Here is a 24,188-nt window from a genome sequence, read left to right as displayed (position 1 = left end):
CCCATTAGGGACTTGCTAGGATATCTGTCCATGCCATCATAACGAGCGGGGAAGGTCAAGCGGCAGCAAGTAGTTTTGCACGCGCTAAGCTGATGGCGGTCGTGCTGAAGGGCTTTAGTATTGCGTCGCTGTAACCCTCAACTGAATGGTATTTTGCCGCCGACACTTTTACGACTTTTTCATCAAGTAAAAGTGCATGCAGGCTCGCATTCAATTGCATTGGCCCCAAACCAGTAAGGACCAATAGCTCAGAGTAACTTGGGTGATCACCAACTAAAATTCCAATTAGCGTTATAGCTTTATGGAACGAATTTCGTGTATTATTAATATACTCACTATAAGGAATTATAGCGCCTTGCTTCATCCGTGTGATGCGCGTTTTAGCAAGATATTCTGGTCCCAATATATGATGCGCATATTTATAGAAAGTAAGTGGATAGAGAACGCGACCAAGCATTTCTGACTGGCGCGAGCTATCGAAATAGATCACATTCTGAGGGCTTCTTTTTGAAAGCAGGCTCAACGGCCCACGTGCAATATAACTTTCCGCACGAAAGAAGTTATTAGGAACCAATACTACAAGTCTATCCTGAAGGTGCGGAAGTTGCGTAAAAGTTCCGAGTTCGGCTATTGATCCTGCAGACTCGAGTATGAGGAGGGTAAAATCAACGTCATGCGCGAACCGTGCCTCCAAGGTCTGCAAATCCATCCCTTTTCTTGAGTAAAAATATTCTTTCTCGATCTCCTCTCCATAAACGACAGTTACATTTCGCATTTTTTCAAGCTCTTTTCGAGCTAAGTTCCTTATGTCCACACGCCCCGAATTGAGGCCGGGGCCGCAAACGAAAACCTTCGATTGGACCTTTTGTGCTTTGTCATTGAGGAGGGTGGGCTGAATTAACATACAGACAAAATAGCTATAAACTTCCTTCACACTCAAGCTTGGTTTGACCGCAGGACACCGATTGGTCGAAAAAGTGTCTCACCGGGCGCGAATGCCCGCTCTCGGAAGGCTGCTCTCCCGCAAGAAGTGTACGGCTGAATGCCCGCTCAGGGCCGGAGTTGTATGACTTCAACTAAATTTGGCGTCCGATGCCAACATCTGATCTGATGCAAGCTCTTGTGAGATGCCGGCAAAAGGAAGCGTTCATAATGTCACCTAACGATAAAATTTGGTTGTTGGATGAAGTTGTGTCGACGGCTACCGCTTCCTGGCGCATTTACATCGCTGCGTATAACAAATTCTCTGATTGGCCAGAAGAGCGACAAAACAGTCCTGAGTACAGCGGCTATACCACTATCAGGGCCCTGCTTAGCCACAGCCTGATGTCCGCTTGTTATGCTTCTGTGGAGTCTGGAAAACGTTCTTACTCGATGCACCATGCGATCAACGACCCGGACATGATCGTCTCGCCCTTGGCCAAAATTGAGTGCAAAAATTGCCTTGATCTGAGGACTAAGATCGCAACATACCGTAACAATATAACCGCGCATGTGAACACCAAGCGGAAGCAAGCCGAATGGGCCAATTTTGCGGACATCAAAAACGGCGAAATCGATACCTTCTTGAAAAGTGCCAGAACCGTTGTCGAAGAACTGGGCAAGTCAAATTTGGACGCCACTTTTATAGCTAGCTCTCGAATGTCCTTCCAAAGAAACTTCCGCGAGTTTTGTCGTGTGATGCAAAGCTGAACCCGTTGGGCCTTTTAAGGATGAAATCTGATGTTACCTTTGACTGGCCGCACCGCAGCATATTGAACTGAGACCAAGGACAGCTAAGGGCCGAAAGCGACGGAAGGCTCGCCGCATACAACTTTCCGCTTTGCTTTTCGCATGAATCCAATGCGGACGGTCTCCTCGTGCCCCCTGACCTGCTCCCCGGTCATTCTTCACGCCAGAGACCTTGCCCCCCACCCTACTTCCCAGCGCAGTGCAGAAGTTCACACCTTAAATCGGCGTGGGCGGCGGACGGGTTCATGTCGGCCCGCAGTTGTCTGCGGTTTTTCCGATGGAAACTTGCGTTAGTTTGCCAGGCTACAGAGCGCCGGGTAAATTCCGCCCGGCTCGAAACGGACACTCGAACCTGTGCCCGCCCCGACTTACGGATATTTGCCGTCAGTGAAATAGTCCGGGAACTCCTCACGCAATTTTTCGACCCGGCTGATCGTTCCGGACAGATGCTCGTTCATTGCCGCCGCCGCGCCTTGTGCATCCCCTGCTTCGAGCTCTTCGATCACCCTGGCGTGTTGCTGCAGAATTGTTTTCATCTTGCCCTCCACCGGAAGCTCCAGTCGCTGACACCGGGCAAGGTGGCCCATCTTGCGGCGTACCATCTCGTTGATCCGGCTCATGCCGGCACCTTCGAAAAGCGCTGCGTGAAACGACCGGTCGAGCTCGTTGAAGAGATCCATCTTGTTGATCTGCCCCTCCAGCGTCGACTGCATTCGCAGGATGGTCCGGGCGCGGTCGATGGTCTCGGTCTGCCGCGCATCGGCGAGCCGCCGGACCACCTCGCATTCCAGGGCCACGCGCAGAAACTGGTTTTCGTAAAGCTGCTTCACGTCGATCTGCGAGACCAGGGTCCGGGACTGGGGGATGATCAGCACCAGCCCGTCTTCCTCCAGCGCCTGGAGCGCTTCCCGGACGGGGGCCTGGCTGACGCCGTATTTCTCCGCGATCTCGTTCCGGCTCAATGAAGCGCCCGGCGGCAGGTCGAAGTTGAGTATGCGCTCGCGCAGTTGCCGGTAAACCCGGTCCGGTGCACCGCCAGTCTTCGATCCCCCCGACCGTGTTTTCGTCAAGCCTTGCTGCATGTTTCTTCCGTTCCAGTCAAAGGGAGAAAATATGCCGTTGCCAACAATAGTCAACTAATATATTAGTCATATCTTCGCTCTGATCGAGCAGAATGAAAACTGACTGCACGGAGCGAACTTTGGGAGGAGTTCTATGAAAATCAATAACCTGGGCAAGGCGCTCGCCGTTGCCGCCGCATTGGGAGTCAGCGTCGCGACTTCTCACGCGGCAGATCGTGTTCTGAAGATTCAGACGTCATCCAATGCCAGCCACGCATCGCTGAGTTACCTCAACGAGGAATGGGTACCGAAGCTGGAACAGATGACCGGCGGTTCGCTGTCCGTCGAACTGTTGCCGATCGATGCTGTCGTGCCGCGCCGCGAAACGGCCGAGGCGATTTCCGTCGGCATTCTTGATGGCGACCTGACGTCCATCAACTATTTCGCCGGCATCGACCCGGCCTTCGCCCTCATGGGTGACCTGATCGCAGGCTATGACAGCGCCGACCAGATCCAGGCCTTCTGTGCCCAGGGTGGCGGCAAGGAAATTCTGCAGAAACTCTATGACGCGCACTTTCCGGGCGTTCACGTCATCGGCTGTGGCGCCTATGCGCGCGAAGCATTCGTGTCCAAGGTTCCGGTGCGCGGCGTTGCCGATCTCAAGGGCCTGAAAATTCGCTCGCCGGAAGGTCTGGCCGCGGACGTGTTCAAGCGCGCAGGCGCAGCTCCCGTTTCGATGTCGGGTTCGGAAACATACGGTGCGCTGGAAAAAGGTGTCATCGACGCAGCCGACAACTCGGCCTATGCAAACAACGACGCCAACGGCATGCACAAGATCGCGAAATACCCGATTTTCCCGGGTATCCACTCGACGCCGATCCTGCAGTTCACCGTCAGCCAGGCGGTCTACGACGAGTTGAGCGAACAGGAGCGGGTCGCGCTCGAGACCTGGTATCTCGCCGCCTATAATGGGCTACGCCAGCATTTCGACCGGCTCGACCGTCAACTTGTCGCCCGCGACAAGGCTGCAGGCGAAATCGAGGTTATCGATTGGCCGCAGTCCGAACGCGACGCGCTGCGCGCGATTGCTCAGGAAGCGTGGAACGACTTTGCAGCGGGTTCAGACCTCGCCCAGGAAGTCTTTGACGCGCATGTTGCCTTCATGAAGCAAGCCGGCCTGTTCTAGGGCTCTCACACACCACGATGATGCACCCCGGGCCTGACCCGGGGTGACATGCCTTCCCGTGCACATCATGGGCGGGGAAGGTCCGGATATTGTCCGGTAAGGGAGAGGAATGAGATGGGCGACCAATACGACAAGGCGCTGGAAGCAACGGAAGTCGAAATCGCGGCGCAGGATCCGGAGCATCACGAAGCGGATACGCCGCGCAGCATGTATGGCCCGGTCGAACATGTCAGTCACGTCACCGGCATTGCAGTTTCGACGTTTTACCTGATTGCGGCTCTTGCAACGCTAGTTGAAGTCTTTTCCAGATACGTTCTGAATGCGCCGACCTTCTGGGCATTTGAAACCGTCATGGTCACCGTCGCCGCCGCATGGATGTTGTCGGCGGGTTATGTGACCCTGAAAAAGCGCCACATCGCCATCACGGTCATCCACAATATTGCCGGCCCGACGCAACGCTGGTGGCTGGAACTGTTCGCGATGATCATCGGCGTCATCGCCCTTTACATGCTATTGACCGACGCATCGATCCGCGCCTACGACAGTGTCGGGCGCATCGAGAAATCGGGGTCGGCTTTCAACTCCCCGCTGCCGATGATGATGAAATCGCTGATGGTGATCGGCGCCTTCATGTACCTCGCGCAGCTGATGGTGAACCTGCATCGGCACCTGACCTCGGCCTGGGCCAGATGGCTGGTCAAGATCGTTGCCGTCTATTTCGTTGCCTATTTCGCCTCTGCCTTCCTGAGCCACGCTCTCGACATTCAACTGTTTGGCTATTTCTCGGATTACATGTCCGACATCGGCAAGGCGCTGGACCCGTCGAAAGCCCTGCAACTGCGCAGTATGGACCTGGGCACCATCTCCATCATCATGGTGGTGCTGCTCATCGCCTTGATGATGACGGGCATGCCGCTCGGCATCGTGACGCTGATCGTTTCGGTGATCATGGCCGTCGGCTTTTTCGGGCCGCGTGGATTGTTCCTGGTCAGTTCCAACGCCGTAGGCCTCCTGGAACACTACTCGCTGGTCGCGGTGCCGTTCTTCGTGCTGATGGCCTCCATCCTGGAGCGCGCGGGCATCGCGGAAGACCTGTTCGATGCCATGTCCATCTTCGCCGGCAACATGCGCGGCGGCGTGGCGGTCCAGACCACAGTCGTGGCGGTCATTCTGGCGGCAATGTCGGGTGTGATGGGCGGAGAGATCGTCATGCTGGGGCTTGTAGCCCTCCCCCAGATGTTCAGGCTCGGCTATGACCGCAAGCTTTCAATCGGTCTGATCTGCGCCGCCGGAGCGCTGGCCACGCTGATCCCGCCGTCAATCATAACCATTGTTTATGGCGTCTCGGCGGAAGTCGGCATCGGGGACCTGTTCATGGCAGGCGCGATCCCGGGTATCATGCTGGCGGTCTTCTATGCCGGTTATGTGTTGATCCGGGTGAACCTGAACACATCTCTGGCGCCGACCGCCGCCGAAGTGGCCGAGGTGACGGGAACCCAGCAGAAACTGTCACGCGAACGCCTGACCGCCGTCATCCTGTGCGTCATCCTGATCATGATGGTGATGGGGTCGATCTACGGCGGCATCGCCAGCGTGACGGAATCCGCTGCCGTCGGCTGTATCGGAGCCCTCTTCATCGCTGCCGTCCGCAATCGCTTCAACTGGTCGGTCATCTCGGCCTCGCTTCTGGGCACCATGACGACCGTCGGCACGATCATCTGGCTCATTCTGGGTGCGGTCAGCTTCGTCGGAATTTTCAACCTTGTCGGCGGCGGCGACTTCATTCGCTCGCTGTTCCTGAACCTCGGGCTCAGCGCCATGGGCACCATTGTGGTGATGATGCTGATCCTGATGGTGCTCGGCACCTTCATGGAGTGGATCGCCATCGTGCTGATCACCGTTCCGGTGTTTGCGCCGGTGGTGATGACCCTGGCTCCGGAGCTGGGCCTGACTGAAGATCAGGCGAAAATCTGGTTCGGCATCCTTTTCGTGATGAACATCCAGATCTACTTCCTGTCGCCTCCCTTCGGTCCCGCATGCTTCTGGCTGAAGTCGGTGGCGCCCAAGGACGTTACCTTGCAGGAAATCTTCATTGCCGTTCTGCCCTTCATCGCCCTGCAGATCACAGGTCTGGTGCTGGTGATGATGTTCCCGCAGATCGCGCTCTTCCTGCCCGAACTCTTGAACTGAGGAGACTGCCATGATCGGTCGCGATTCCGATGACGACATCAACGGCTATGGCATCTGGCCCTGGGTTTTGGGTTTGGTGCTGGCCGGAGTGATCATATTGTTGATGTTTACCCTTGCCCAACCCATTTCCTGATTGAGATCCGACGCATGAAGAAACGCCCCGAAGACCTCAGATCCGCCCGCTGGTTTGCGCCCGATGACCTGCGCTCCATGGGTCACCGATCACGCGCCATGCAAATGGGACTCGACGGTGAAGACTGGGAAGGCAAACCGGTCATCGCGATCATCAACACATGGTCGGACCTGTCCCCCTGTCACCACCATCTGCGCGACCGGGCGAAGTTCGTGAAAAAAGGCGTGTACCAGGCCGGTGGCATGCCGGTCGAATTGCCGGTGCATTCCTTTTCCGAGCAGTTCCTGAAACCCACGTCCATGCTCTATCGCAACATGGGGGCGATGGAAGTCGAGGAAACAATCCGTTCGCACCCGATCGACGGTGTCGTTCTCATGGGCGGGTGCGACAAGTCCACTCCCGCCCTGATCATGGGCGCATTGTCGATGGGCATTCCCTTCATTTTCATGCCTGCCGGCGCGATGCTCCGGGGAAATTATGCCGGACAGAAACTCGGCTCCGGCACGGATGTCTGGAAATACTGGGACGAGCGGCGCGCGGGCAACATCGGCAAGGAAGAATGGGATGGTGTCCAGGGCGGCATCGCCCGCAGCTACGGCACATGCATGACCATGGGCACCGCCAGCACCATGATGTCGATTGCCGAAGGCTTCGGGCTGACCTTGCCGGGCGCCTCGTCGATCCCCGCACCGGATGCGGGACACAAGCGCATGGCGGCAGCCTGCGGCCGCCGTATAGTCGACATGGTGTGGGAAGACCTGACGCCCGACAAGATCGTCACCCCCGCAGCGACCGCGAATGCCACGGTCGTGGCCATGGCCACCGGCTGCTCGACCAACGCCATCATTCATCTGGTCGCAATGGCCAAACGGGCCGGGATTGACTGGGGTCTGGACGATCTGGACCGGATTGGTCACCAAGTGCCGGTGCTAGCAAATATCCGCCCGTCGGGCAGCGAATATCTGATGGAAGATTTCTTTTACGCCGGCGGGCTTCCGGCCCTGATGAAGGAACTTGGCGACAAGCTGGACCTCTCGGTCCTGACGGTGAACGGCAAGTCCGTTGGCGAGAACATTGCCTCTGCGGTGAACTACAACGAGGACGTGATCCGTCCGCTCTCCAACCCGGTCTATCACGAGGGCTCTCTCGCGGTTCTGCGTGGCAACCTTGCGCCCGACGGGGCCGTCATAAAACCCGCGGCCTGCGATCCGAAATTTCACAAGCATTCCGGCCCGGCGATCGTCGCCGACAGCTACCCCGAGCTGAAAAAGATCGTTGCCGATCCCGATTACCCGATGACGCCCGATCATGTGCTGGTCCTGCGTAACGCCGGCCCCCAGGGCGGTCCGGGAATGCCGGAATGGGGAATGATCCCGATGCCGCAGGCGCTTCTCAAGGATGGACACCGGGACATGGTGCGTCTCAGCGATGCGCGCATGTCCGGCACGTCTTTCGGCGCGTGCGTGCTGCATGTCGCCCCTGAATCCTTCATTGGTGGGCCGCTGGCACTGATCGAGACCGGCGATATCATCGAGCTGGATGTCCCCAACCGGGTTCTGCGTGTCGACATATCCGACGAGGAGCTTGCCAGGCGCCGGGAAAACTGGACCCAACCGGAACCACGCTATGAACGTGGCTACGGGCACATGTTCTCCAGGCACATCGAGCAGGCCGACAAGGGCTGCGACTTCGATTTCCTGCGCACCGACTTCGGCAAGCCCGTACCGGAGCCGGAAATCTACTGATGAGCCTCGATCTCTCCCTTCGTCGCATTCCGGCACGTCCGCCCATGGCAGGGCTGCCAAGGGGTCCGGCCTCTCAGGATGCGATCACCGGCAGCCGGGTCCTGCATGTGACCTTGCCGCTGGATAAACCCATCTCGGACGCAAAAGTGCTGACCGGCCGGCAAACACCCTTGGCTGCGCACGAACTTCTGTTTGTCGAGATTGTCAGCGAGGCCGGGCACCGCGGCCTTGGCTTCAGCTACACGCTGCGGGCGGGCGGTTCGGCTCTTTACGGTATCGGTTGCGAGCTGGCCCCCATCCTCCAGGGGCAGGACCCGAACGACATCGGGCGCCTCTGGGAACGGCTGGCCTGGCAATCCATTTCACTGGGACGCGGGGGTGCCGCTTATCAGGCGATCTGCGCCTTCGATGTCGCGCTTTGGGACATGAAGGCGCGCCGCGCCGACCTGCCGCTCGCCAAGCTCTTCGGCGCACATCGCGATTCCTGCAGGATCTACAATTCCTCGGGCCAGTATCTTCAAGCCTCGGTCGCCGAGATGAAAACGGCGGCGGAGCGCTCGGTGCATCAGGGCATCGGCGGCATCAAGATGAAGGTGGGTCAACCCGATGGGCAGGAAGACCTGAAACGCATCGATGCTCTGCGGACCCACCTGCCCGACGGAATTGCCCTGATGATCGACGCCAACCAGCAATGGGACCGCGCCTACGCATTGCAATTCGGACGGATCGTGGACGAATTCGGGCTCGCCTTCATAGAGGAGCCGCTCGACGCCTGGGATTTCGAAGGCCACGCAAACCTGGCACGCGCTCTGGCAACACCGGTTGCGACGGGAGAGATGCTGACCTCCCCGCAGGAACATTTTCACCTTATAGGTCTTGGCGGATGCGACATAAGTCAGGCGGATGCGCCGCGCATCGGCGGGATCACGCCCTTCCTGAAGGTCATGGCGATGGCAGAAGCCAGCCAGGTCCAGCTCGCGCCGCATATGGTCATGGAGTTGCACCTCCATCTTGCCGCGGCCTTCCCGACGGAGCCCTGGGTCGAGCACTTCGAGTTCTACGACCCCCTCTTCAACGAACATAACGAGATCCGTGACGGACGCATGCATGTCTCGGATCGTCCCGGCCTGGGTCTCAGCTTGTCCGGCCGGGCGCATGACCTGACCGTGGCCTCACAAACATTCGGAGACTTCCATGACGCATGATCTGAGCCGCGCCCTTACCGGCGTCTCCGGCATCCTTGTCACGCCATTCGGAGCCGATGGCGAAATCGCCCCCGCCCTGCAAGCTTCGGTGGTCGATCGTGCAGTCGCTGCAGGCGTGCATGTGCTGACCGCCAACGGCAACACAGGCGAATTCTACGGGCTGACCACGGATGAAGCCATCGCGATGGTGCAGGCCGCTGCCGGCCATATCGCCAAGCGCGTGCCGCTGGTGGCCGGTGTCGGCCGGGGAATTCGCGACGCCTGCCGTCTGGCAGAGGCATCCGCCGCCGCCGGTGCCGACGCTCTGATGATCCATCAGCCGCCCGACCCGTTCGTCGCTCCGCGCGGCATCGGTGACTATATCCGCGCGGTTCAGGAGGCTGGTGACGGACTGCCTCTCATCTTGTATCTGCGCAATGACGCTATCGGCACCGGCGCCATCGCAGACATCTGCAGGTTACCCAATGTCATCGGCGTCAAATGGGCAACGCCCAACCCGATGAAGCTGAAGGCGGCGATAGAGGCTGCGCCGGACCACATCATCTGGACAGGCGGGCTGGCAGAGGTTTGGGCTCCGGTCTTCTATGCCGTCGGAGCCAGAGGGTTCACCTCCGGACTGATCAACGTCTGGCCCGAGCGCTCGGTGGCGATCAACACCGCTCTGGAAGCGGGTGATTACGCCGTTGCCAGGCAGCTCATCGCCGAAATGCAGGTCTTTGAAGACATCCGTGCCGAAGAGCAAGGCGGTGCCAACGTTCCCGGCGTCAAGGCAGCTCTTGCTTTGATGGGAGAGGATTGCGGTCATGCCCGCCCGCCTGCCGCCTGGCCCTTGAACCCGGATCAGATAACCCGCCTGACCGCCTTCATGCGAACCCACAATCTGATCAACGCCTGAAACCGTGGCGGATTTGCCGCCAAACCCTGAGAGAGATCGATGACCGACACGCCCCCGAACCCCGCCACGCTCGAAAAACTCCGCCATGTCTCGGTCGCAACACTCGCAACAGCGCTTTACAAACGCGGACTGCGTCACCAGGTGATCCAGGACGTTCGGCCCGTCAAGGCCAAGGGCCGTAACATGGTCGGCCCGGCCTTTACTTTGCGCTACATGCCGGCCCGCGAAGACCGCAACCAGCTCACCGAGTTCCGCAACCCCAAACACCCGCAGCGACACGCAATCGAAACTTGTCCGGCAGGACATGTTCTGGTCATGGACAGCCGCCGCAATGCGGATGCGGCAAGCGCCGGCGACATTCTCATCACCCGGCTGATGGTTCGCGGTGGCGCGGGTATCGTGACCGATGGCGGTTTCCGGGATGCGATGAATATCGGTGAACTGGAAATGCCGGCCTATCACTCGCGTCCTTCAAGTCCGACCAATCTGACAATCAACGAGGCCATCGACATCAATGTCCCGATCGGTTGCGGCGATGCGCCCGTCTTCCCCGGCGACATCGTCGTGGGCGACGATGACAGTGTCATTATCATTCCGGCGCATCTGGCCGACGAAGTTGCCGATGAAGCGACCGAAATGACGGCTTACGAGGACTTCGCCATGGAGCAAGTCCTCGCCGGAGAAACGATCATCGGCCTCTACCCGGCAACAAGGGAAGAAAATCTCCTCAAGTTCAACGACTGGCGCGCGCAAAACGGCAGATGAGAGGGGGAAGCACCCCCTTCCAGTCTGGCTAGCAATTCCCCACAAGTCTCCGACGGCAGATTTACGCCGTTCCAGCCTCACCGGGCAGCACGACGTTCCGCCATCACGGCGCGATAGTTCGAGAACAGGATGATGCCGCCACCAAGGAAGACCCAGAGGTCTATGGCCTCTCCATAGGCGTAGTATCCGACAACCGCGGCGAGCGGCACGCGCAGGAAGTCTATCGGCATGACCACGGAGGCCTCCAGCCTCTTCAGCGCCTGCGCCTGACAGAAATGGGCACTGAGAGCCCCGATACCGGCGACGAGCATCCATGGCACGTCCGTGAGATGCACCTCGTTCCAGGCGGTCAGGGCCGCGACAAAGCCCAGCGGCAGCTGGATGAGGATCATCCACACCACGATCACCCCGGGCGAGCAAAAGCCTGTCAGACGTTTCACGAAGATCAGCGAAAGACCGTAGCCGGCCGCCGCGATCAGAACGAGGCCGGCGGCGGGATCGACCATGCCGACACCCGGGCGCACGATTACCAGCACCCCGATGAACCCGCCGATGGTGGCAAGGATGCGCGGTCTGGTCAGGCGTTCCTTCAGGAACATCCAGGCGAAGAACGCCACCCAGATCGGCATCGTGAATTCCAGCGCGAAAACGGAAGCCAGGGGCAGCATGACCACGCCGATGGTCCAGAAATACTGGGCAGTGAAATGGACGACGTTGCGCAGCACATGCAGCCGCATCATGGTCATCTGCCGCACTTCCGGCAGCAGGGATCTGCCCACGGCCAGGATCACGAAAAAGCCGACCAGCGCGCGGAAAAACAGCACCTGGTTGATGGACAGCGTGGCCGCCAGTTCGCGTGAACCGACCGACATCCCGATGAAGGACACCATGCTGAACGCCATCCACATCAATCCCAGACCGAATTCCGGCCGTGTCAGAACTTGAGTAGGCAATACGCCGTTCGTCTTCAATGGTTCGTATCCTCGTTTGGGCATGGGGTATGGAACGCCAGCGGCCCCAGATCAACAGACCTTCAATTCAAATCGATTGAAGGCGGAAAAACTGATCGATTTCAGAGTGCCGGAGCCTCCTGCGTTCATTTGCAAACAGGTGGCTCCGGCGGACGGGTTTCGAAGTGTCAGGCAGCGGACGGTCCGGGATCGTCGCAGCAATCCAGCGCCTGCTGCATGCCTGAAGGCTTGTCATCGGCGCCGCCCCGGACCAGCCGCAGCAAAGGCCTTTGCTGGCGCGGACGGGGTGCGGCTTCGCCCGATTTTTCACGCCGCACCGCCTCCGGCTGATAGTCCACCGTCGCCAGCATGACCGTCTCGGTCAGGCCCTGGCCGTTCGTCAGGACGAACTCCTGGCCTTGCTCAAGCCCGAGCAGGGCAAGGCCGCGCAGTGTGGTGATCGGCAGGAACATGCCAACGGGCGCCGCCATCCGTTCCAGGGAAAGAACACGGGTATCGGAACTACCCCTGTTGACTGAAAAGGTCACACGGCTGTTCACGCTGGCGACATTTACAGGCAGATCCTCGCGGAACATGACCTGGGCACTGCCCAGTTTTCGCGCCAGGATCTCCGCAAGCGGCTCATGCCGGTTGATGCAACGGTTTCGCATGGCTTCGAGAATGGTGAAGTCCTTGGTGGTGAGGATACAGGTCTCTTTTGACATCGCAGGTCTCCATCGCCTCCGTCGAGAAGGCGGACAAATTGGATCGGTTTCCGGAGTGTCCCCTGGCCCATGGGCACAGGGGCTAGCCTCCTGCGATGAGACAGCCTCCCAACAGCGCCAGGCGGGGCCGTGATCGTGGGATTGTCATTGTGAGGACCCAAGCCCAGCGGGCTCGGCAAGTGCCGGAGCATCGTCCGGCACGCCGACAGATTGCACGGTCAGACGGTGGATCCGGCCGCCACGGTCTTCCCAATCGATGGACTGCCCCTCAGACAAGCCGATGAGCGCAACGCCTATGGGTGTCAGGATGGACACCTTTCCCTCGGCGATATCCGCTTCACCCGGGAAGACGAGCGTCACGCGCCGGTCCTCGCCAAGGTCGCTGGTGAAGCGAAGGGTGGATCCCATGCGCACGACGTTGGCGGAAATGCGGGCGTCTTCGACAACGCGCGCACGTTCGAGTTCTCCCAGGAGCACTTCGGCGAGATCTTCGTCGCGCGAAGCATGGGCCTCGGCCAGCAGCCACAGCCGCTCGTGATCTGATCGGGTCACTGTTATGCCGGGCTTGCGCTGTCTCTTTTGTCCGGGAGCCATTCCGGGCCTCCTTGCCAAGGTGGCTGCAAATGCACCTGCGGCGTCCTTGTGGTCTTGATTTTCTGGATGGTGTCGCTTGTGTTTTTGTTGACCGTCAATCAGGTCAACCGCCTGAGCCCCGCGGCTGGCGCGACGCGACCAAACCGGGGGTTAAATGCCCGGGATGGGGCACAACCGATTGCAAATCAAAAGGAGCGGTTTGAACGACATGCAACGAGATTGGCGTCAGGCGATGCGGAAGTCAAGTGACGTGGACAGACCGGTGGAAGAACCGTGACACGACCCCGTCATGGTGTTGCGATCGCCCTGAGAGCCTGGACGTCATCGGGACCTTCTGCCGCTTTCCAACGGCGGCAGAAGGTAGAACCTGGGCGTATCACAAAAACTCCGGGGCGCCTTATTCAGGCCCCCTACCCTTCGTGGATCTTTCAGGTCGGGTGGCCGCGTTCAGGTGATTGCGATTCCGGTCAGGGGATTGCCCCAGACAGGACAGCACCAAGAAAACCTGACCGATGACAAGCGGCACAAAGCTCATCGAGACAGCGAGAAGCATCCCCTCCGCGCCTGGCCAGTGAAGACCCAGAACATCGGCAAGGGTGGGATGTCCCATCGCGAGCCCCAGGAGCCCGAGGCAGAGCGCCAGGGCGGCCCAGATATACGGGTTGCGGCTGATTTCATTGCGCACAACAGCCAGGGAAGGCCGCCGGACGTTGAAAACGTTCCAGAGCTGCCCCAGGGCAAGGGTCAGAAAAGCAACAACCACTGCGGTTTCGGCTCCCATGTCGAGATAAAAAAGCGCCAGCATGAAGGCCGAAAGAGTGGCTATGGTGATCGCCCCGCCAAGCAGCCCGATCAGGAACCATCTTTTCCTGTCTATGATCGGCTCGTTCGGATCGCGCGGAGGTTCCGACATGGTTTCGGCGTCTCCCCGTCCAAGCCCCAGCGCGAAGGCGGGGAAGACATCCGTGACGAGATTCAGAAACAGGATTTGCAGGGGTAGAAGCGGAACCGGCAGACCGACCCCGACGGCAATCCCGACAATCAGGATTTCGCTGACATTGCAGGACATCAGGTAGACCACGAAATTGCGGATATTTGCGAAGATCGTCCGCCCCTGGCGCATGGCCATGATGATCGTCGCGAAAGCATCGTCCTTCAGAATGATGTCGGACGCTTCGCGCGCCACCTGCGTGCCGCGCAACCCCATGGCAATGCCGATATCTGCCTTTTTCAGAGCCGGCGCGTCATTGACGCCGTCGCCCGTCATGGCCACCACGTGGCCCTGGTCCTGAAAAAGCGAGACCAGCTTGAGTTTGGTATCGGGCGCCACCCGCGCGAATACATCCGTCCGAAGCACGTTCTCACGCGTCTCTTCATCGGCGGATGACGGGTCGATAGCGGCAAGATCACGCCCGGTCAGCACCTTGAGCGGCTCCGTGCCGATGCCTGCCTCCTGAGCGATCTTCGCCGCCGTGTCAGCGTGATCGCCGGTCATCATGACGACGCGCACGCCTGCGTTCTGGCTTGCCTTGATGGCTGCGGGAATGTCCTCGCGCAGAGGGTCGAGAAAGCAGACCAGCGCGACCAGCGTCAGTCCCTCATAGGGGTCTTCGGTTTCCGTTGCCGCCGTCTTCATGGCCAGGGCCAGAACCCGCAGCCCCCTGCTCGCCGCAAGGGTGCTACGCGCGCGCCATTCGGCCAGGTCCTGCTCGCTCATCTCCCGCGAGCCGCCGTCCGCAAGAACCGACCGCGACACGTCGAGCACGTATTCGGGGGCGCCCTTCACTGTGTAGAGGATGTCATCATCGCGGGAAAAGACGGTCGCCATCATCTTGCGAAGCGGGTCGAAAGCATGCTGCCTGACCTCCCGGAAATCCGCTTCAAGGGAAGTTCGGGTCAGGTCAGCCTTGGCGGCAGCCGCAAGCAACGCGATTTCCATGGGGTCGCCGATGCGGGCGCTGCCGTCTCGCAGGTCCGGCTCGGCCGTGTTGCAAAGAACACCAATTTTCAGCGCCCAGTTCAGGCTCTCCGATCTCGCAGGGTCGCCGCTGTCCGACATACGGAAGGCAACATCTTCCCCGTCGCGCGCGACCTCGACGTCGGCGCCGTCGAGGAGATAGCTGACCACCGACATCCGGTTCTCCGTCAGAGTGCCGGTCTTGTCGGTCAGAATCAGGGTGGTCGCTCCGAGGGTTTCCACCGAGGACAGTTGAGTAACGATCGCATTGCGCGCCGCCATCCGCCACATGCCGCGTGCCAGACAGAGCGTGGCGACGACCGGAAGCCCCTCCGGGATTGCCGCCACGGCCAGCGCCACTCCGGTCTTGATCATCTCGGCAACGGAGTTCCCCCACAAGATGCCAGCAAGACTGGTCAGCGCCGCCAGACCGAGGGTCAGCCAGACAAGCTTCTGACCCAGTTTGTCGAGACGTTGCTCCAGGGGCGAGGCGTCGGAGTCCGCTTCCTCGGCAAGCGCGCTGATATGCCCGAGTTGCGTTTCCATCCCGGTGGCGACGACAATCCCCTCCCCCAGCCCCTGGGTGACTGCCGTTCCGGTGAAGGCCATGTTCGTCCGGTCCGCGACGCCAGCATCGAGAGCGATGCCGGCGGTCTGTTTCGCAATGGGCGCGGATTCGCCGGTGAGCAGGGATTCATCGCAAAAAAGGTTCGAGACGTTCACGAGCCGCAGATCGGCGGTGACCACGTCACCGGCTTCCAAGACCACAATATCGCCCGGAACCAGTTCGTGAGCGTTTACTTCCCGCACCCGCCCGTCCCGGCGCACGCGCGTGTGGACTTCGGTTATGCGCATGAGAGCTTCCATCGACCGCGCGGCACGCAGTTCGGTGAAAAACCCGATGGCGCCATTCAGCAGCAGAACGATCATGATTGCGACGGAGTCCGCGACATCCCCCAGAACGAAGGACAAGACCGCCGCAGCCGCAAGCATCCACACGATGATGCCGGTGAACTGATGGACCAGGATGAGAAGCGTGCTGCGAGTCTTGTGCTCGCGGAGCCGGTTGGGACCATGAACACCACGGCGGCGAACGGCTTCAGCCTCCGACAGCCCCTGCTCCGGCCGGGTGTCGAATTTCTCGGCAATCTCCCCGGCCTCGAGAGCAAAGGCAGTTTTTGCGGTTCCGGTCGTTTCCATGGTTCCTCGGGTCACATTTTCCAGTTTGTTTCGGCCGGGCCATTCCCTATTCTTGTCGGCAGACAGGGGTATCTGATACCGGCTTGCCGCCGATACATCCTATCGTCGATAATCGCTTTCCTGACAGGCGTTCGGTGCGCCTTCCTCCCCTTTCAAAGAAACAAGCAATGTCCATCAGAACAATCCTCGCGATCATGGAATTCAAGACGGCCCTGGAGAGTCTCGGCCTGGCCACCGCCGTGGCGCGCGCGCATGATGCCCATCTGACCGTCCTCAACATCGGTGAAGTGCCGCATCTTCCCTTTTACGGGTACGGCGGGCACGGCTATGTGGAGATCTGGTCCGAAGAGTGCGACCAGCGCAAGGCAGACCTTGCCGAAGTCAACCTGCGGATGGACCAATTGCTCGCACGGGAAGGTCTTTCCTACGATCTTCGTCCCTATCTGTCTTCCCCGGAGCGGGAGGACAATCTCGTGGCGCGCCATGCGATCTACTGCGATCTGGCGGTCGTCCTGCGCTCCGCCGAGCAGGAGCTTGAGAGCGTGGAGAAAAACGCGATCGATGGTGCCCTGTTCGATTCCGGCAGACCGGTCCTCTACATCCCAAAGGCTCCGGAATCGGAAGTCTTCGGCCAGCGGATCGCGATTGCCTGGAACGCTCAGCGGGAAGCCGCCCGCGCGGTGACAGATGCCTTGCCGTTTCTGAAAAAGGCGGCTCAGATCGATCTCCTTGTCATCGATCCGGTCGTCGGCGACGAGGAGCACGGTCAGGACCCGGGTAGCGATATGGCCCTGATCCTGTCCCGCCATGGACTGAAGCCCAACGTTCGCATCGTTTCTACCGAAGGCAGACCAGTCTCCCAGGCCCTGCTTGAAACGGCCGGCGAGATCAAGAGCGACATGATTGTCATGGGGGCGTACGGACATTCGAGGCTACGTCAGAACATCCTGGGAGGGACCACGTCGGAAATGCTTGAAAACAGCGGTATTCCCCTGCTGCTGTCGCGATAACCTTACAAAACCCAGCGTTGACGCCCTCTCGCGCGGCTCGCCGGCGGGGCATGGCAGCGGTCCGTCCCCTAACCAGTGCGGTCCGTTTTCGGTTTCGAAGCCGGTTCCAGCATGGCCGGTGGATCGCTGGCCGGGAAAGTTTCGTCCAGGGCCTCGTCGAGCAGATCTTCGAGATGCTCCCTTTTCTGCTCCGGCGTGCTGCCGCTTTTCGGCTCTTTACCTGTTTCTTCGGGTGTCGGCACCATTTCTCGTCTCCACGGCACGGGCGAATTCAGGTGGTTCAGAAACCACGAAAAGCACCGTAGCACATTGACAGGCATCAACGCCCTGCGGCCGTGATCGCAGTGCTTTTCAGACTCAAATTATCCGTAAGAGGAACGGCGTTGGTATGCGGACAGGGTGTCCCCCTGTTCGGGACGCTCCGTTTTCAGGCTGCCTCGCGTTTCGCCCGTTCGATCCTGCCGATGAAATCCGACAGCCAGGCGATTTCCTTCAGGTAGACATCCATGCTGAGCGATGCGAGTTCCATCAGCAAGGCCTGCGGGTTCGGATTGTCGAACCCTGTTTCCTGCAAGAAGGTCTGATATTCTTCCCTGAAAGCCCTGGGAACACGCATAACGGCCTCACGCACCTGAATTATTACACCGGACTGGAGCGGGGCATGACCGCCGCGCGTTAACGAACTGTTAAGAACCTCGATCCCACACGGTTATCGTCAATTCTGTCCTTTCCTCGCAATCCCCAGGCGTTGTCCGCAGGCACGGGGAAAAGCATGAAGAACAGCAAAAACCCGATCACAACCCGAGCTTTTCGCTTGCACTCGGCCAGCCAAATCCTCGACCCTGCCAAGAATCACAATTCTACCCGATCGCTGTTCGCCCCAAGAGTCCTGCATGCCGCCGTCCACAGACCTTTGCTTTGCGCCCCTGTCAGCCGAATTCGCACAGGACCCCTACCGGTATTATTCGGCCCTGCGCGCCGCGGAGGGCCTGACCTACTTCGAGGAGTTCGACATCTGGCTGGCGTCGCGATTTTCCGATGTTTCCCGAATTGTGCTTGATGACCAGATGGTGCGTTCCCTCGACCATGTCGCCGAGCCAGAGGAAATCGCCGCGCAGAAACGGGCTCAAAACTGGCATGACATGCCGCATCATTCCCGCTTCGTGCAGTTTTCCCTGCTTGACAGCGACGGCGCGGTGCACGACCGGCTGCGCAAGCAGGTGTTCAAGCTGTTCACGCCGGTGATGGTGGGCAAGCTGAGGGACGACATTCAGGCTTATGTCGATACGCTGTTCGACAGTCTGGGCGACCGCGACGGGATCGACTTCATCGGCGATCTTGCCGCCCATGTGCCCGGCCATATCATCGGCCGCGTTCTGGGCGTGCCCGACGACGACTGCCCGCAGTTGCGCATCTGGTCTGAGCACATCGTGCAGTTCTTCGATATCGACCGGTCGGATGAGCGCAAGGAGCTCGCCGAGCGCAATACCACCGAGTTCTATGATTACCTCCTGAAGCTCAAGGCCGAACGGGAAGCCAACCCGGCAGACGATCTGATAAGCCTGATGATCGAGGCCGAACGGCAAGGCCATCTGAACCACGACGAGTTCATCTCCACCGCCATGCTGATCCTTATGGCGGGGCATGGCTCGACAATTGATGTGCTGGGCAGCGGAATGCATGCGCTGTTGAAATTCCCGGACGAGATGCAGCGCCTGCGCGCCGATCCGGGCCTGATGAAAACGGCTGTGCAGGAGATGTTCCGCTATGAATCTCCCCTGCCCTTCTTCCACCGTTACTCAACACAAGAGGTCGAGATCGGCGGGCGGACCTTTCCGCGCGGCACCAAATTCGGGGTTCTTTACGGATCCGCCAACCGTGATCCGGAGCAGTTTCCGGATGCGGACAGGTTCGACGTGGGCCGTGCGCCCAACTGGCACATCGCCTTCGGACGCGGCGCGCATTTCTGCCTCGGCAATCACCTTGCCCGGTTGGACATGGACATCATCTTTTCAACTTTGATCAAGAGGTTCCGGAGCATTGAACTGGCGGAAGACACCGTCAGGTACAAGCGCGGACTGTCCGTTCGCGGTCCCGAGACGCTGCGGATCGGCTGGACGGCGGCCTGACCCCTTCTTGTTCCCCGCCGCCGGTCCGCTATATTCCGATACACTTCGAGTTTCGCCATTCCCGCCCTCGCAAATTACCGGACAAAAGATGCTTTCCGCCCTTGCCGTTGTTTCACTGATCGGACTGACCCTTGCCTCCCCCGCCCATTCCGGCGAAATCGAACTTGGTCCCCGCCCGGCCTATCTGGTCGGGCAGATGGCGGAGAGCCCGTTGAAGGACAAGCTTGCCGCCTGCATCGGCCAACCGGCGGAACGGACCCTGTTTTCCGTCAGCCATCGCGGCGCGCCCCTGCAGTTTCCCGAGCACACGGAGGAAGGCTACCGCGCCGCGGGCCTCATGGGCGCCGGCATTCTGGAATGCGACGTCACCTTCACGAAGGACAAGGAACTGGTCTGCCGCCATTCGCAGAACGATCTGCAGACGACCACCGACATCTTGGCAACGGATCTGGCGGCGACCTGTACGGAGCCCTTCACGCCTGCGCAGGGCGACACTCCGGCGACGGCCGAATGCCGGACTTCCGACCTGACACTGGCGGAATTCAAGTCTCTGCGCGGCAAGATGGACGCAGCCGACAAGGCCGCGCTCACCGTGGAAGACTACCTGAAGGCAAATGTTCCCTGGCGGACCGAACTTTACGCCGGCACCGGAACCCTGCTTACTCACAAGGAGTCCATCCGGCTTTTCAAGGATCTTGGTGTCAAGTTCACGCCGGAGCTGAAGACCCCGGTTGTCGACATGCCCTTTGACGGCTTCACCCGCGAAGCCTATGCGCAAAAGATGATCGACGACTACAAGGATGCCGGCATTCCGCCGGAAGATGTCTACCCGCAGTCGTTCGATCTTGACGATGTACTCTACTGGATCCGCAACGAACCTGAGTTCGGCCGGCAGGCGGTCTTTCTCGACGCACGACGCGGGCTCGATCCCACGGATCCGGCCACTTTCTCGCCGTCGATGTCCGAGCTGAAGGAGATGGGGGTGAATTTCATCGCGCCGCCGCTCTTTGTCCTGCTTGCGCTGGAAGACGGCAGGATCGTGCCGTCCGCCTATGCCATTGCTGCCAAAGATGCGGGTCTGGACATCATCACCTGGACCCTGGAGCGTTCCGGTCCCCTGAATTCCGGGGGCGGCTGGTATTACCAGAGCGTCAGCCCGGCCATTGATGGCGACGGACGCATGATGGAAGTGCTCGATGTCCTGGCGCAGGATGTCGGTGTGAAGGGGGTCTTTTCGGACTGGCCGGCGACAACCAGCTTCTACGCGTCCTGCATGGGCCTGGAGTAACGCCGGGGATCAATGATCGTGACAGCGGAGGATGTCACGTTCAGGACATCGCCCGAGTGAATTCAGGCAATTTGAAACAGGTTGTCGAGTGAGGAGAAGATGGAATGCTTTATCAGGCTGTCAGCGCGCCTGATCGAGTGTGCGCTTGCATTCCAGAAGCTCGAACAAGGTGGACTGTAGCCGGCGGATATCTTCCTTGGCGACTGCGGGCTGGGCCGCCGATACGCTTGCCGCTGCCTTGTCGCCGCGAAGCCTGCCGAGAATGTTGAGACCTCCGGAGGAGGAATGGCTGCCCGCGTCGGGAGCCGTTTCAGCCAGAACGCCGCTGGGCAGCTTGTCCTGGTGTCCGTTTGCGGTGGAGTGCGATGCCGCGCGCGTCTGCTCGCCGTTTGTATGGTCTGCGGGCTCCGGCGCCGCCGGTGCGGCTGTCTGCAACGGGGAAGCATCTTCCCGCCATATCTGCATGACAAATCTCGGGCCTTGCTCCTTCAGGATACGCTGCACACCCTTGATGGTGTAGCCTTCTCCATAGAGCAGATGCCGAATTCCCTTCAAGAGCTCGACATCGTCCGGACGGTAATAGCGTCGCCCTCCGCCGCGTTTCAGCGGCTTGATATGAGAGAACCGCGTTTCCCAGAACCGCAACACGTGTTGCGGCAGGTCAAGGTCGTCAGCGACCTCGCTGATGGTTCTAAAGGCGTCCGGGCTTTTATCCAGTGAACTCATCCGGTCTTGTTTATTTGCTGGCCTGTCCTGTGAGCGCATCATTGATCCGCTGCTTCAAAACATTGGATGGCTTGAACACCATCACACGGCGCGGTGAAATCGGGACTTCCTCGCCTGTCTTCGGATTGCGGCCGATACGTTCCCCCTTGGAACGAACCACAAATGAACCGAAGCTTGACAATTTTACCGATTCTCCCGTGACAAGACAGTCCGAAATTTCAGAAAGTACACGTTCGACCAATTCGGATGATTCAGTTCGTGACAGACCCACTTTTTGATAAACGGCCTCACACAGATCCGCACGGGTAATAGTCCGGTTGCCCATAACCCCTCCTCAACGACGCCAGTGATCTGGCTGATTTTGCAAGAGAACTCCGACGCAATGCGATACGGTACGGCCTCACGGCGGGCCGGTCAACCAGAACTCCGCGTCAAGTTAAGATTTATCGCAATTAGGCCGCAGGGAGGGTTACCAGCGCAGGAGAACCGATCCCCAGGTAAATCCGCCGCCCATTGCCTCGAGCATCAGGAGATCGTTCTTCTTGACGCGCCCGTCCCTGACAGCCGTATCGAGAGCCAGCGGAATGGAAGCTGCAGAGGTGTTGCCATGCAACTGTACGGTGGTAACGACCTTCTCCGGCGCGATGCCGAGCTTCTTGGCGCTGGCGTCGATGATCCGCTTGTTGGCCTGATGCGGTATGAACCAGGTCAGGTCCTCGGAGGTCAGACCTGTCGCCTTGTAGGCGTCCTCGATCACGTCGGTGATCATTCCGACCGCGTGCTTGTAGACCTCGCGGCCTTCCATGCGCAGGTGACCGACCGTCTGCGTCGACGACGGCCCCCCGTCCACATAGAGTTTATCCTTGTGTCGGCCATCCGAGCGCAGATGCGATGTCAGGATGCCCCGGTCTTCATTGCCGCCGGTCCCTTCAGATGCTTCCACGACAACAGCCCCTGCTCCGTCGCCGAACAGCACACAGGTGGTCCGGTCCTCCCAGTCGAGGATACGGGAGAAGGTTTCCGCGCCGATGACGAGGCAGCGTTTGGCAAGTCCCGTGCGAATGTAGGCATCGGCGGTGGTCAGCGCGTAGACGAAACCCGAACAGACGGCATGGATATCGAAGGCGGCGCCGTGATGGATGCCGAGACCGGCCTGCACGGTGACTGCTGTTGCCGGAAAGGTATTGTCCGGGGTCGCCGTCGCCAGGATGATGGTGTCGATATCCTGGGCATCGCGACCGGCGGCCTCGAGTGCTCGCCTGGCGGCCGCTAGAGCCAGATCCGAGGTCAGCTCGCCTTCGGCCGCGACATGGCGCTGCCGGATGCCGGTACGCTGAACGATCCACTCGTCGGACGTGTCGACTATCTTGGACAGATCATCATTCGTCAGGATTTTTTCCGGCAGGAAGCTTCCGCAGCCGGTTACGGTTGAACGGATAACGCTCACAAATCACCTTCCGATGTCGGCGCGGCTTCTGCGAAGCGGCCGCGATGGTAATGCACAAGATCCTGGGCGATCTTGTGGGTCAATTCGTTTTTCACCATGTCATAGGCCAGATCGATCGCGGAGGCATAGCCCTCCGCATCCGTCCCGCCATGGCTCTTGATCACGATGCCGTTCAACCCCAGAAACACACCGCCATTGACTTTGCGCGGGTCCATTTTCTCGCGCAGCAGATCAAACGCACCCTTTGCAAAAAGATAACCGATCTTGGACATGAAAGTGCGGTTCATGGCCGATCGCAGGTAACCGCCGATCTGCTTGGCGGTGCCTTCCGCCGTTTTCAGGGCGATATTGCCGGCAAAGCCCTCGGTCACGACGACGTCGACCGTGCCCTTGCCAAGATCGTCGCCTTCGACAAAACCGGCGTAGTTCAGAGACCGCAAAGGCGTCTCGCGCAGCAGGCGGCCTGCCGTGCGCACCTCCTCCAGACCTTTCACTTCCTCAACGCCGATATTGAGAAGACCCACCGTGGGACGCTGGATACCAAACAGAGCGCGGGCCATGGCGCCGCCCAGAATGGCGAAATCGATAAGCTGCTGTGCATCGGCGCCGATGGTCGCGCCGACGTCCAGCACGACCGATTCCCCGCGCAGCGTCGGCCAGATGGCGGCAATGGCGGGCCGCTCGATATTGGCCATGGTGCGCAGGCAGAACTTGGACATGGCCATGAGAGCGCCGGTGTTGCCGGCGGAAACGGCGACGGACGCCTCTCCGGTCTTCACAGCTTCGATAGACCGCCACATGCTGGAGCGCCACCGCCCCTGACGCAGGGCCTGGCTCGGTTTGGTATCCATCGCAATGGCGACTTCGCAGTGATGGACGGTCGAAGCGTCGCGCACCCGGGGATATTTCTCCAGAAGCGGACGGATAACCTGTTCGTTGCCGTAGAGAAGGAAGCGGATATCGGGATGGCGGACAAGCGCGATTTCCGCACCGGGTATGACAACTTCGGCCCCGTTATCGCCGCCCATGGCATCCAATGAAATCGGAATCGTTTTCGCCATTTAGAAGGTCTTTTTAACGTTTTTCTACAAAGGACGTCACCTGGACGGTACGCCCGCAATGTCCCACCGGTTCGGCAGGGGCCCTGATCCGGCGCGAACATAACGGTTTTGGACGGAGTGACAACCGTTTTCCGCATCCTGACGGGTGGAGAGACCGAAAACCGGCGGAAAAACAGTGGCCGGAGCACAG

Annotated in this window: 23 protein-coding genes; 11 read left to right on the top strand and 12 right to left on the bottom strand. The window is 59.6% G+C overall.

Going from position 1 to position 24,188, the window contains the following annotated elements:
• Positions 1 to 55 precede the first annotated feature (55 nt).
• Positions 56 to 934, bottom strand: coding sequence for a retron St85 family effector protein (locus tag Q1B40_RS08420; protein ID WP_299812588.1), 879 nt, complete (start codon positions 932 to 934; stop codon positions 56 to 58).
• A gap of 218 nt (positions 935 to 1,152) precedes the next feature.
• Here Q1B40_RS08420 and Q1B40_RS08415 point away from each other — a divergent pair, with 218 nt between their 5' ends.
• Positions 1,153 to 1,692 carry a hypothetical protein gene (locus Q1B40_RS08415; protein WP_299812367.1) on the top strand — a complete coding sequence of 180 codons (540 nt, stop codon included), beginning with the start codon at positions 1,153 to 1,155 and terminating at the stop codon, positions 1,690 to 1,692.
• Positions 1,693 to 2,099: 407 nt separating this feature from the next.
• On the opposite strand, the gene Q1B40_RS08410 is transcribed toward Q1B40_RS08415, so the two are convergent.
• Positions 2,100 to 2,813: a GntR family transcriptional regulator gene (locus Q1B40_RS08410; RefSeq protein ID WP_299812365.1), complete on the bottom strand. Its 714-nt coding sequence runs from the start codon at positions 2,811 to 2,813 to the stop codon at positions 2,100 to 2,102.
• A gap of 133 nt (positions 2,814 to 2,946) precedes the next feature.
• Between Q1B40_RS08410 and Q1B40_RS08405 the strand changes: the two genes are divergently transcribed.
• The 7 genes from Q1B40_RS08405 (at position 2,947) to Q1B40_RS08375 (ending at position 10,911) form a co-directional block, all read left to right on the top strand.
• Entirely contained in the window at positions 2,947 to 3,978 is a 1,032-nt protein-coding gene (locus Q1B40_RS08405; protein WP_299812363.1) for a TRAP transporter substrate-binding protein, read from the top strand.
• A gap of 114 nt (positions 3,979 to 4,092) precedes the next feature.
• Positions 4,093 to 6,168 carry a TRAP transporter large permease subunit gene (locus tag Q1B40_RS08400; RefSeq protein WP_299812362.1) on the top strand — a complete coding sequence of 692 codons (2,076 nt, stop codon included), beginning with the start codon at positions 4,093 to 4,095 and terminating at the stop codon, positions 6,166 to 6,168.
• Positions 6,169 to 6,178: 10 nt separating this feature from the next.
• On the top strand, positions 6,179 to 6,301 hold the full coding sequence (locus tag Q1B40_RS08395; protein WP_299812360.1) for a hypothetical protein: 123 nt from the start codon (positions 6,179 to 6,181) through the stop codon (positions 6,299 to 6,301).
• 14 nt (positions 6,302 to 6,315) lie between these two features.
• Complete coding sequence (gene araD, locus Q1B40_RS08390; RefSeq protein ID WP_299812358.1) at positions 6,316 to 8,046, top strand: L-arabinonate dehydratase; 1,731 nt, start codon at positions 6,316 to 6,318, stop codon at positions 8,044 to 8,046.
• Positions 8,046 to 9,251 carry a mandelate racemase/muconate lactonizing enzyme family protein gene (locus Q1B40_RS08385; protein ID WP_299812356.1) on the top strand — a complete coding sequence of 402 codons (1,206 nt, stop codon included), beginning with the start codon at positions 8,046 to 8,048 and terminating at the stop codon, positions 9,249 to 9,251. Before araD ends, Q1B40_RS08385 begins: the two co-directional genes overlap by 1 nt.
• Positions 9,241 to 10,146, top strand: a complete 906-nt coding sequence (locus Q1B40_RS08380; protein WP_299812353.1) for a dihydrodipicolinate synthase family protein — start codon at positions 9,241 to 9,243, stop codon at positions 10,144 to 10,146. Before Q1B40_RS08385 ends, Q1B40_RS08380 begins: the two co-directional genes overlap by 11 nt.
• A 39-nt stretch (positions 10,147 to 10,185) precedes the next feature.
• Positions 10,186 to 10,911: a ribonuclease activity regulator RraA gene (locus tag Q1B40_RS08375; protein ID WP_299812351.1), complete on the top strand. Its 726-nt coding sequence runs from the start codon at positions 10,186 to 10,188 to the stop codon at positions 10,909 to 10,911.
• A 77-nt stretch (positions 10,912 to 10,988) separates the two neighbouring features.
• On the opposite strand, the gene Q1B40_RS08370 is transcribed toward Q1B40_RS08375, so the two are convergent.
• From Q1B40_RS08370 to Q1B40_RS08355, 4 genes are all read right to left on the bottom strand, one after another.
• Positions 10,989 to 11,864 (bottom strand): DMT family transporter, encoded by an 876-nt coding sequence (locus Q1B40_RS08370; protein ID WP_299812349.1) that lies wholly within the window; start codon positions 11,862 to 11,864, stop codon positions 10,989 to 10,991.
• A 185-nt stretch (positions 11,865 to 12,049) separates the two neighbouring features.
• Positions 12,050 to 12,586, bottom strand: coding sequence for a nucleoside-diphosphate kinase (locus Q1B40_RS08365; protein WP_299812347.1), 537 nt, complete (start codon positions 12,584 to 12,586; stop codon positions 12,050 to 12,052).
• Positions 12,587 to 12,730: 144 nt separating this feature from the next.
• Positions 12,731 to 13,180 (bottom strand): nucleoside diphosphate kinase regulator, encoded by a 450-nt coding sequence (rnk, locus tag Q1B40_RS08360; protein ID WP_299812345.1) that lies wholly within the window; start codon positions 13,178 to 13,180, stop codon positions 12,731 to 12,733.
• A gap of 397 nt (positions 13,181 to 13,577) precedes the next feature.
• Entirely contained in the window at positions 13,578 to 16,337 is a 2,760-nt protein-coding gene (locus Q1B40_RS08355; RefSeq protein WP_299812343.1) for a cation-transporting P-type ATPase, read from the bottom strand.
• A 167-nt stretch (positions 16,338 to 16,504) separates the two neighbouring features.
• Here Q1B40_RS08355 and Q1B40_RS08350 point away from each other — a divergent pair, with 167 nt between their 5' ends.
• Positions 16,505 to 17,347: a universal stress protein gene (locus Q1B40_RS08350; protein ID WP_299812341.1), complete on the top strand. Its 843-nt coding sequence runs from the start codon at positions 16,505 to 16,507 to the stop codon at positions 17,345 to 17,347.
• A gap of 68 nt (positions 17,348 to 17,415) precedes the next feature.
• On the opposite strand, the gene Q1B40_RS08345 is transcribed toward Q1B40_RS08350, so the two are convergent.
• Together Q1B40_RS08345 and Q1B40_RS08340 are read right to left on the bottom strand one after the other, a co-directional pair.
• On the bottom strand, positions 17,416 to 17,592 hold the full coding sequence (locus tag Q1B40_RS08345) for a hypothetical protein (RefSeq protein ID WP_299812337.1): 177 nt from the start codon (positions 17,590 to 17,592) through the stop codon (positions 17,416 to 17,418).
• A gap of 182 nt (positions 17,593 to 17,774) precedes the next feature.
• Entirely contained in the window at positions 17,775 to 17,963 is a 189-nt protein-coding gene (locus Q1B40_RS08340) for a hypothetical protein (protein ID WP_299812335.1), read from the bottom strand.
• A 277-nt stretch (positions 17,964 to 18,240) separates the two neighbouring features.
• On the opposite strand from Q1B40_RS08340, the gene Q1B40_RS08335 reads away from it, so the two are divergent.
• On the top strand, positions 18,241 to 19,476 hold the full coding sequence (locus Q1B40_RS08335) for a cytochrome P450 (RefSeq protein WP_299812333.1): 1,236 nt from the start codon (positions 18,241 to 18,243) through the stop codon (positions 19,474 to 19,476).
• Positions 19,477 to 19,564: 88 nt separating this feature from the next.
• On the top strand, positions 19,565 to 20,764 hold the full coding sequence (locus Q1B40_RS08330) for a glycerophosphodiester phosphodiesterase family protein (RefSeq protein WP_299812331.1): 1,200 nt from the start codon (positions 19,565 to 19,567) through the stop codon (positions 20,762 to 20,764).
• Positions 20,765 to 20,884: 120 nt separating this feature from the next.
• On the opposite strand, the gene Q1B40_RS08325 is transcribed toward Q1B40_RS08330, so the two are convergent.
• The 4 genes from Q1B40_RS08325 to plsX form a co-directional block, all read right to left on the bottom strand.
• Positions 20,885 to 21,490, bottom strand: coding sequence for a MerR family transcriptional regulator (locus Q1B40_RS08325; protein ID WP_299812329.1), 606 nt, complete (start codon positions 21,488 to 21,490; stop codon positions 20,885 to 20,887).
• Between the two features lie 10 nt (positions 21,491 to 21,500).
• Positions 21,501 to 21,815, bottom strand: coding sequence for an integration host factor subunit alpha (locus Q1B40_RS08320; protein WP_023003819.1), 315 nt, complete (start codon positions 21,813 to 21,815; stop codon positions 21,501 to 21,503).
• Between the two features lie 144 nt (positions 21,816 to 21,959).
• The gene (locus Q1B40_RS08315; protein ID WP_299812326.1) at positions 21,960 to 22,937 is read right to left on the bottom strand and encodes a beta-ketoacyl-ACP synthase III; all 978 of its coding nucleotides are present in this window, start codon (positions 22,935 to 22,937) and stop codon (positions 21,960 to 21,962) included.
• The gene (plsX, locus tag Q1B40_RS08310) at positions 22,934 to 23,998 is read right to left on the bottom strand and encodes a phosphate acyltransferase PlsX (RefSeq protein ID WP_299812324.1); all 1,065 of its coding nucleotides are present in this window, start codon (positions 23,996 to 23,998) and stop codon (positions 22,934 to 22,936) included. The genes Q1B40_RS08315 and plsX overlap by 4 nt, the downstream gene beginning before the upstream one ends.
• Between the last annotated feature and the right edge of the window lie 190 nt (positions 23,999 to 24,188).

The sequence above is a fragment of the uncultured Roseibium sp. genome (assembly GCF_947496995.1).
In the GTDB taxonomy this organism is placed as follows: domain Bacteria; phylum Pseudomonadota; class Alphaproteobacteria; order Rhizobiales; family Stappiaceae; genus Roseibium.
Note: the sequence above shows the minus strand (reverse complement) of the source record. Positions and strands in the feature narration are given on the sequence as shown.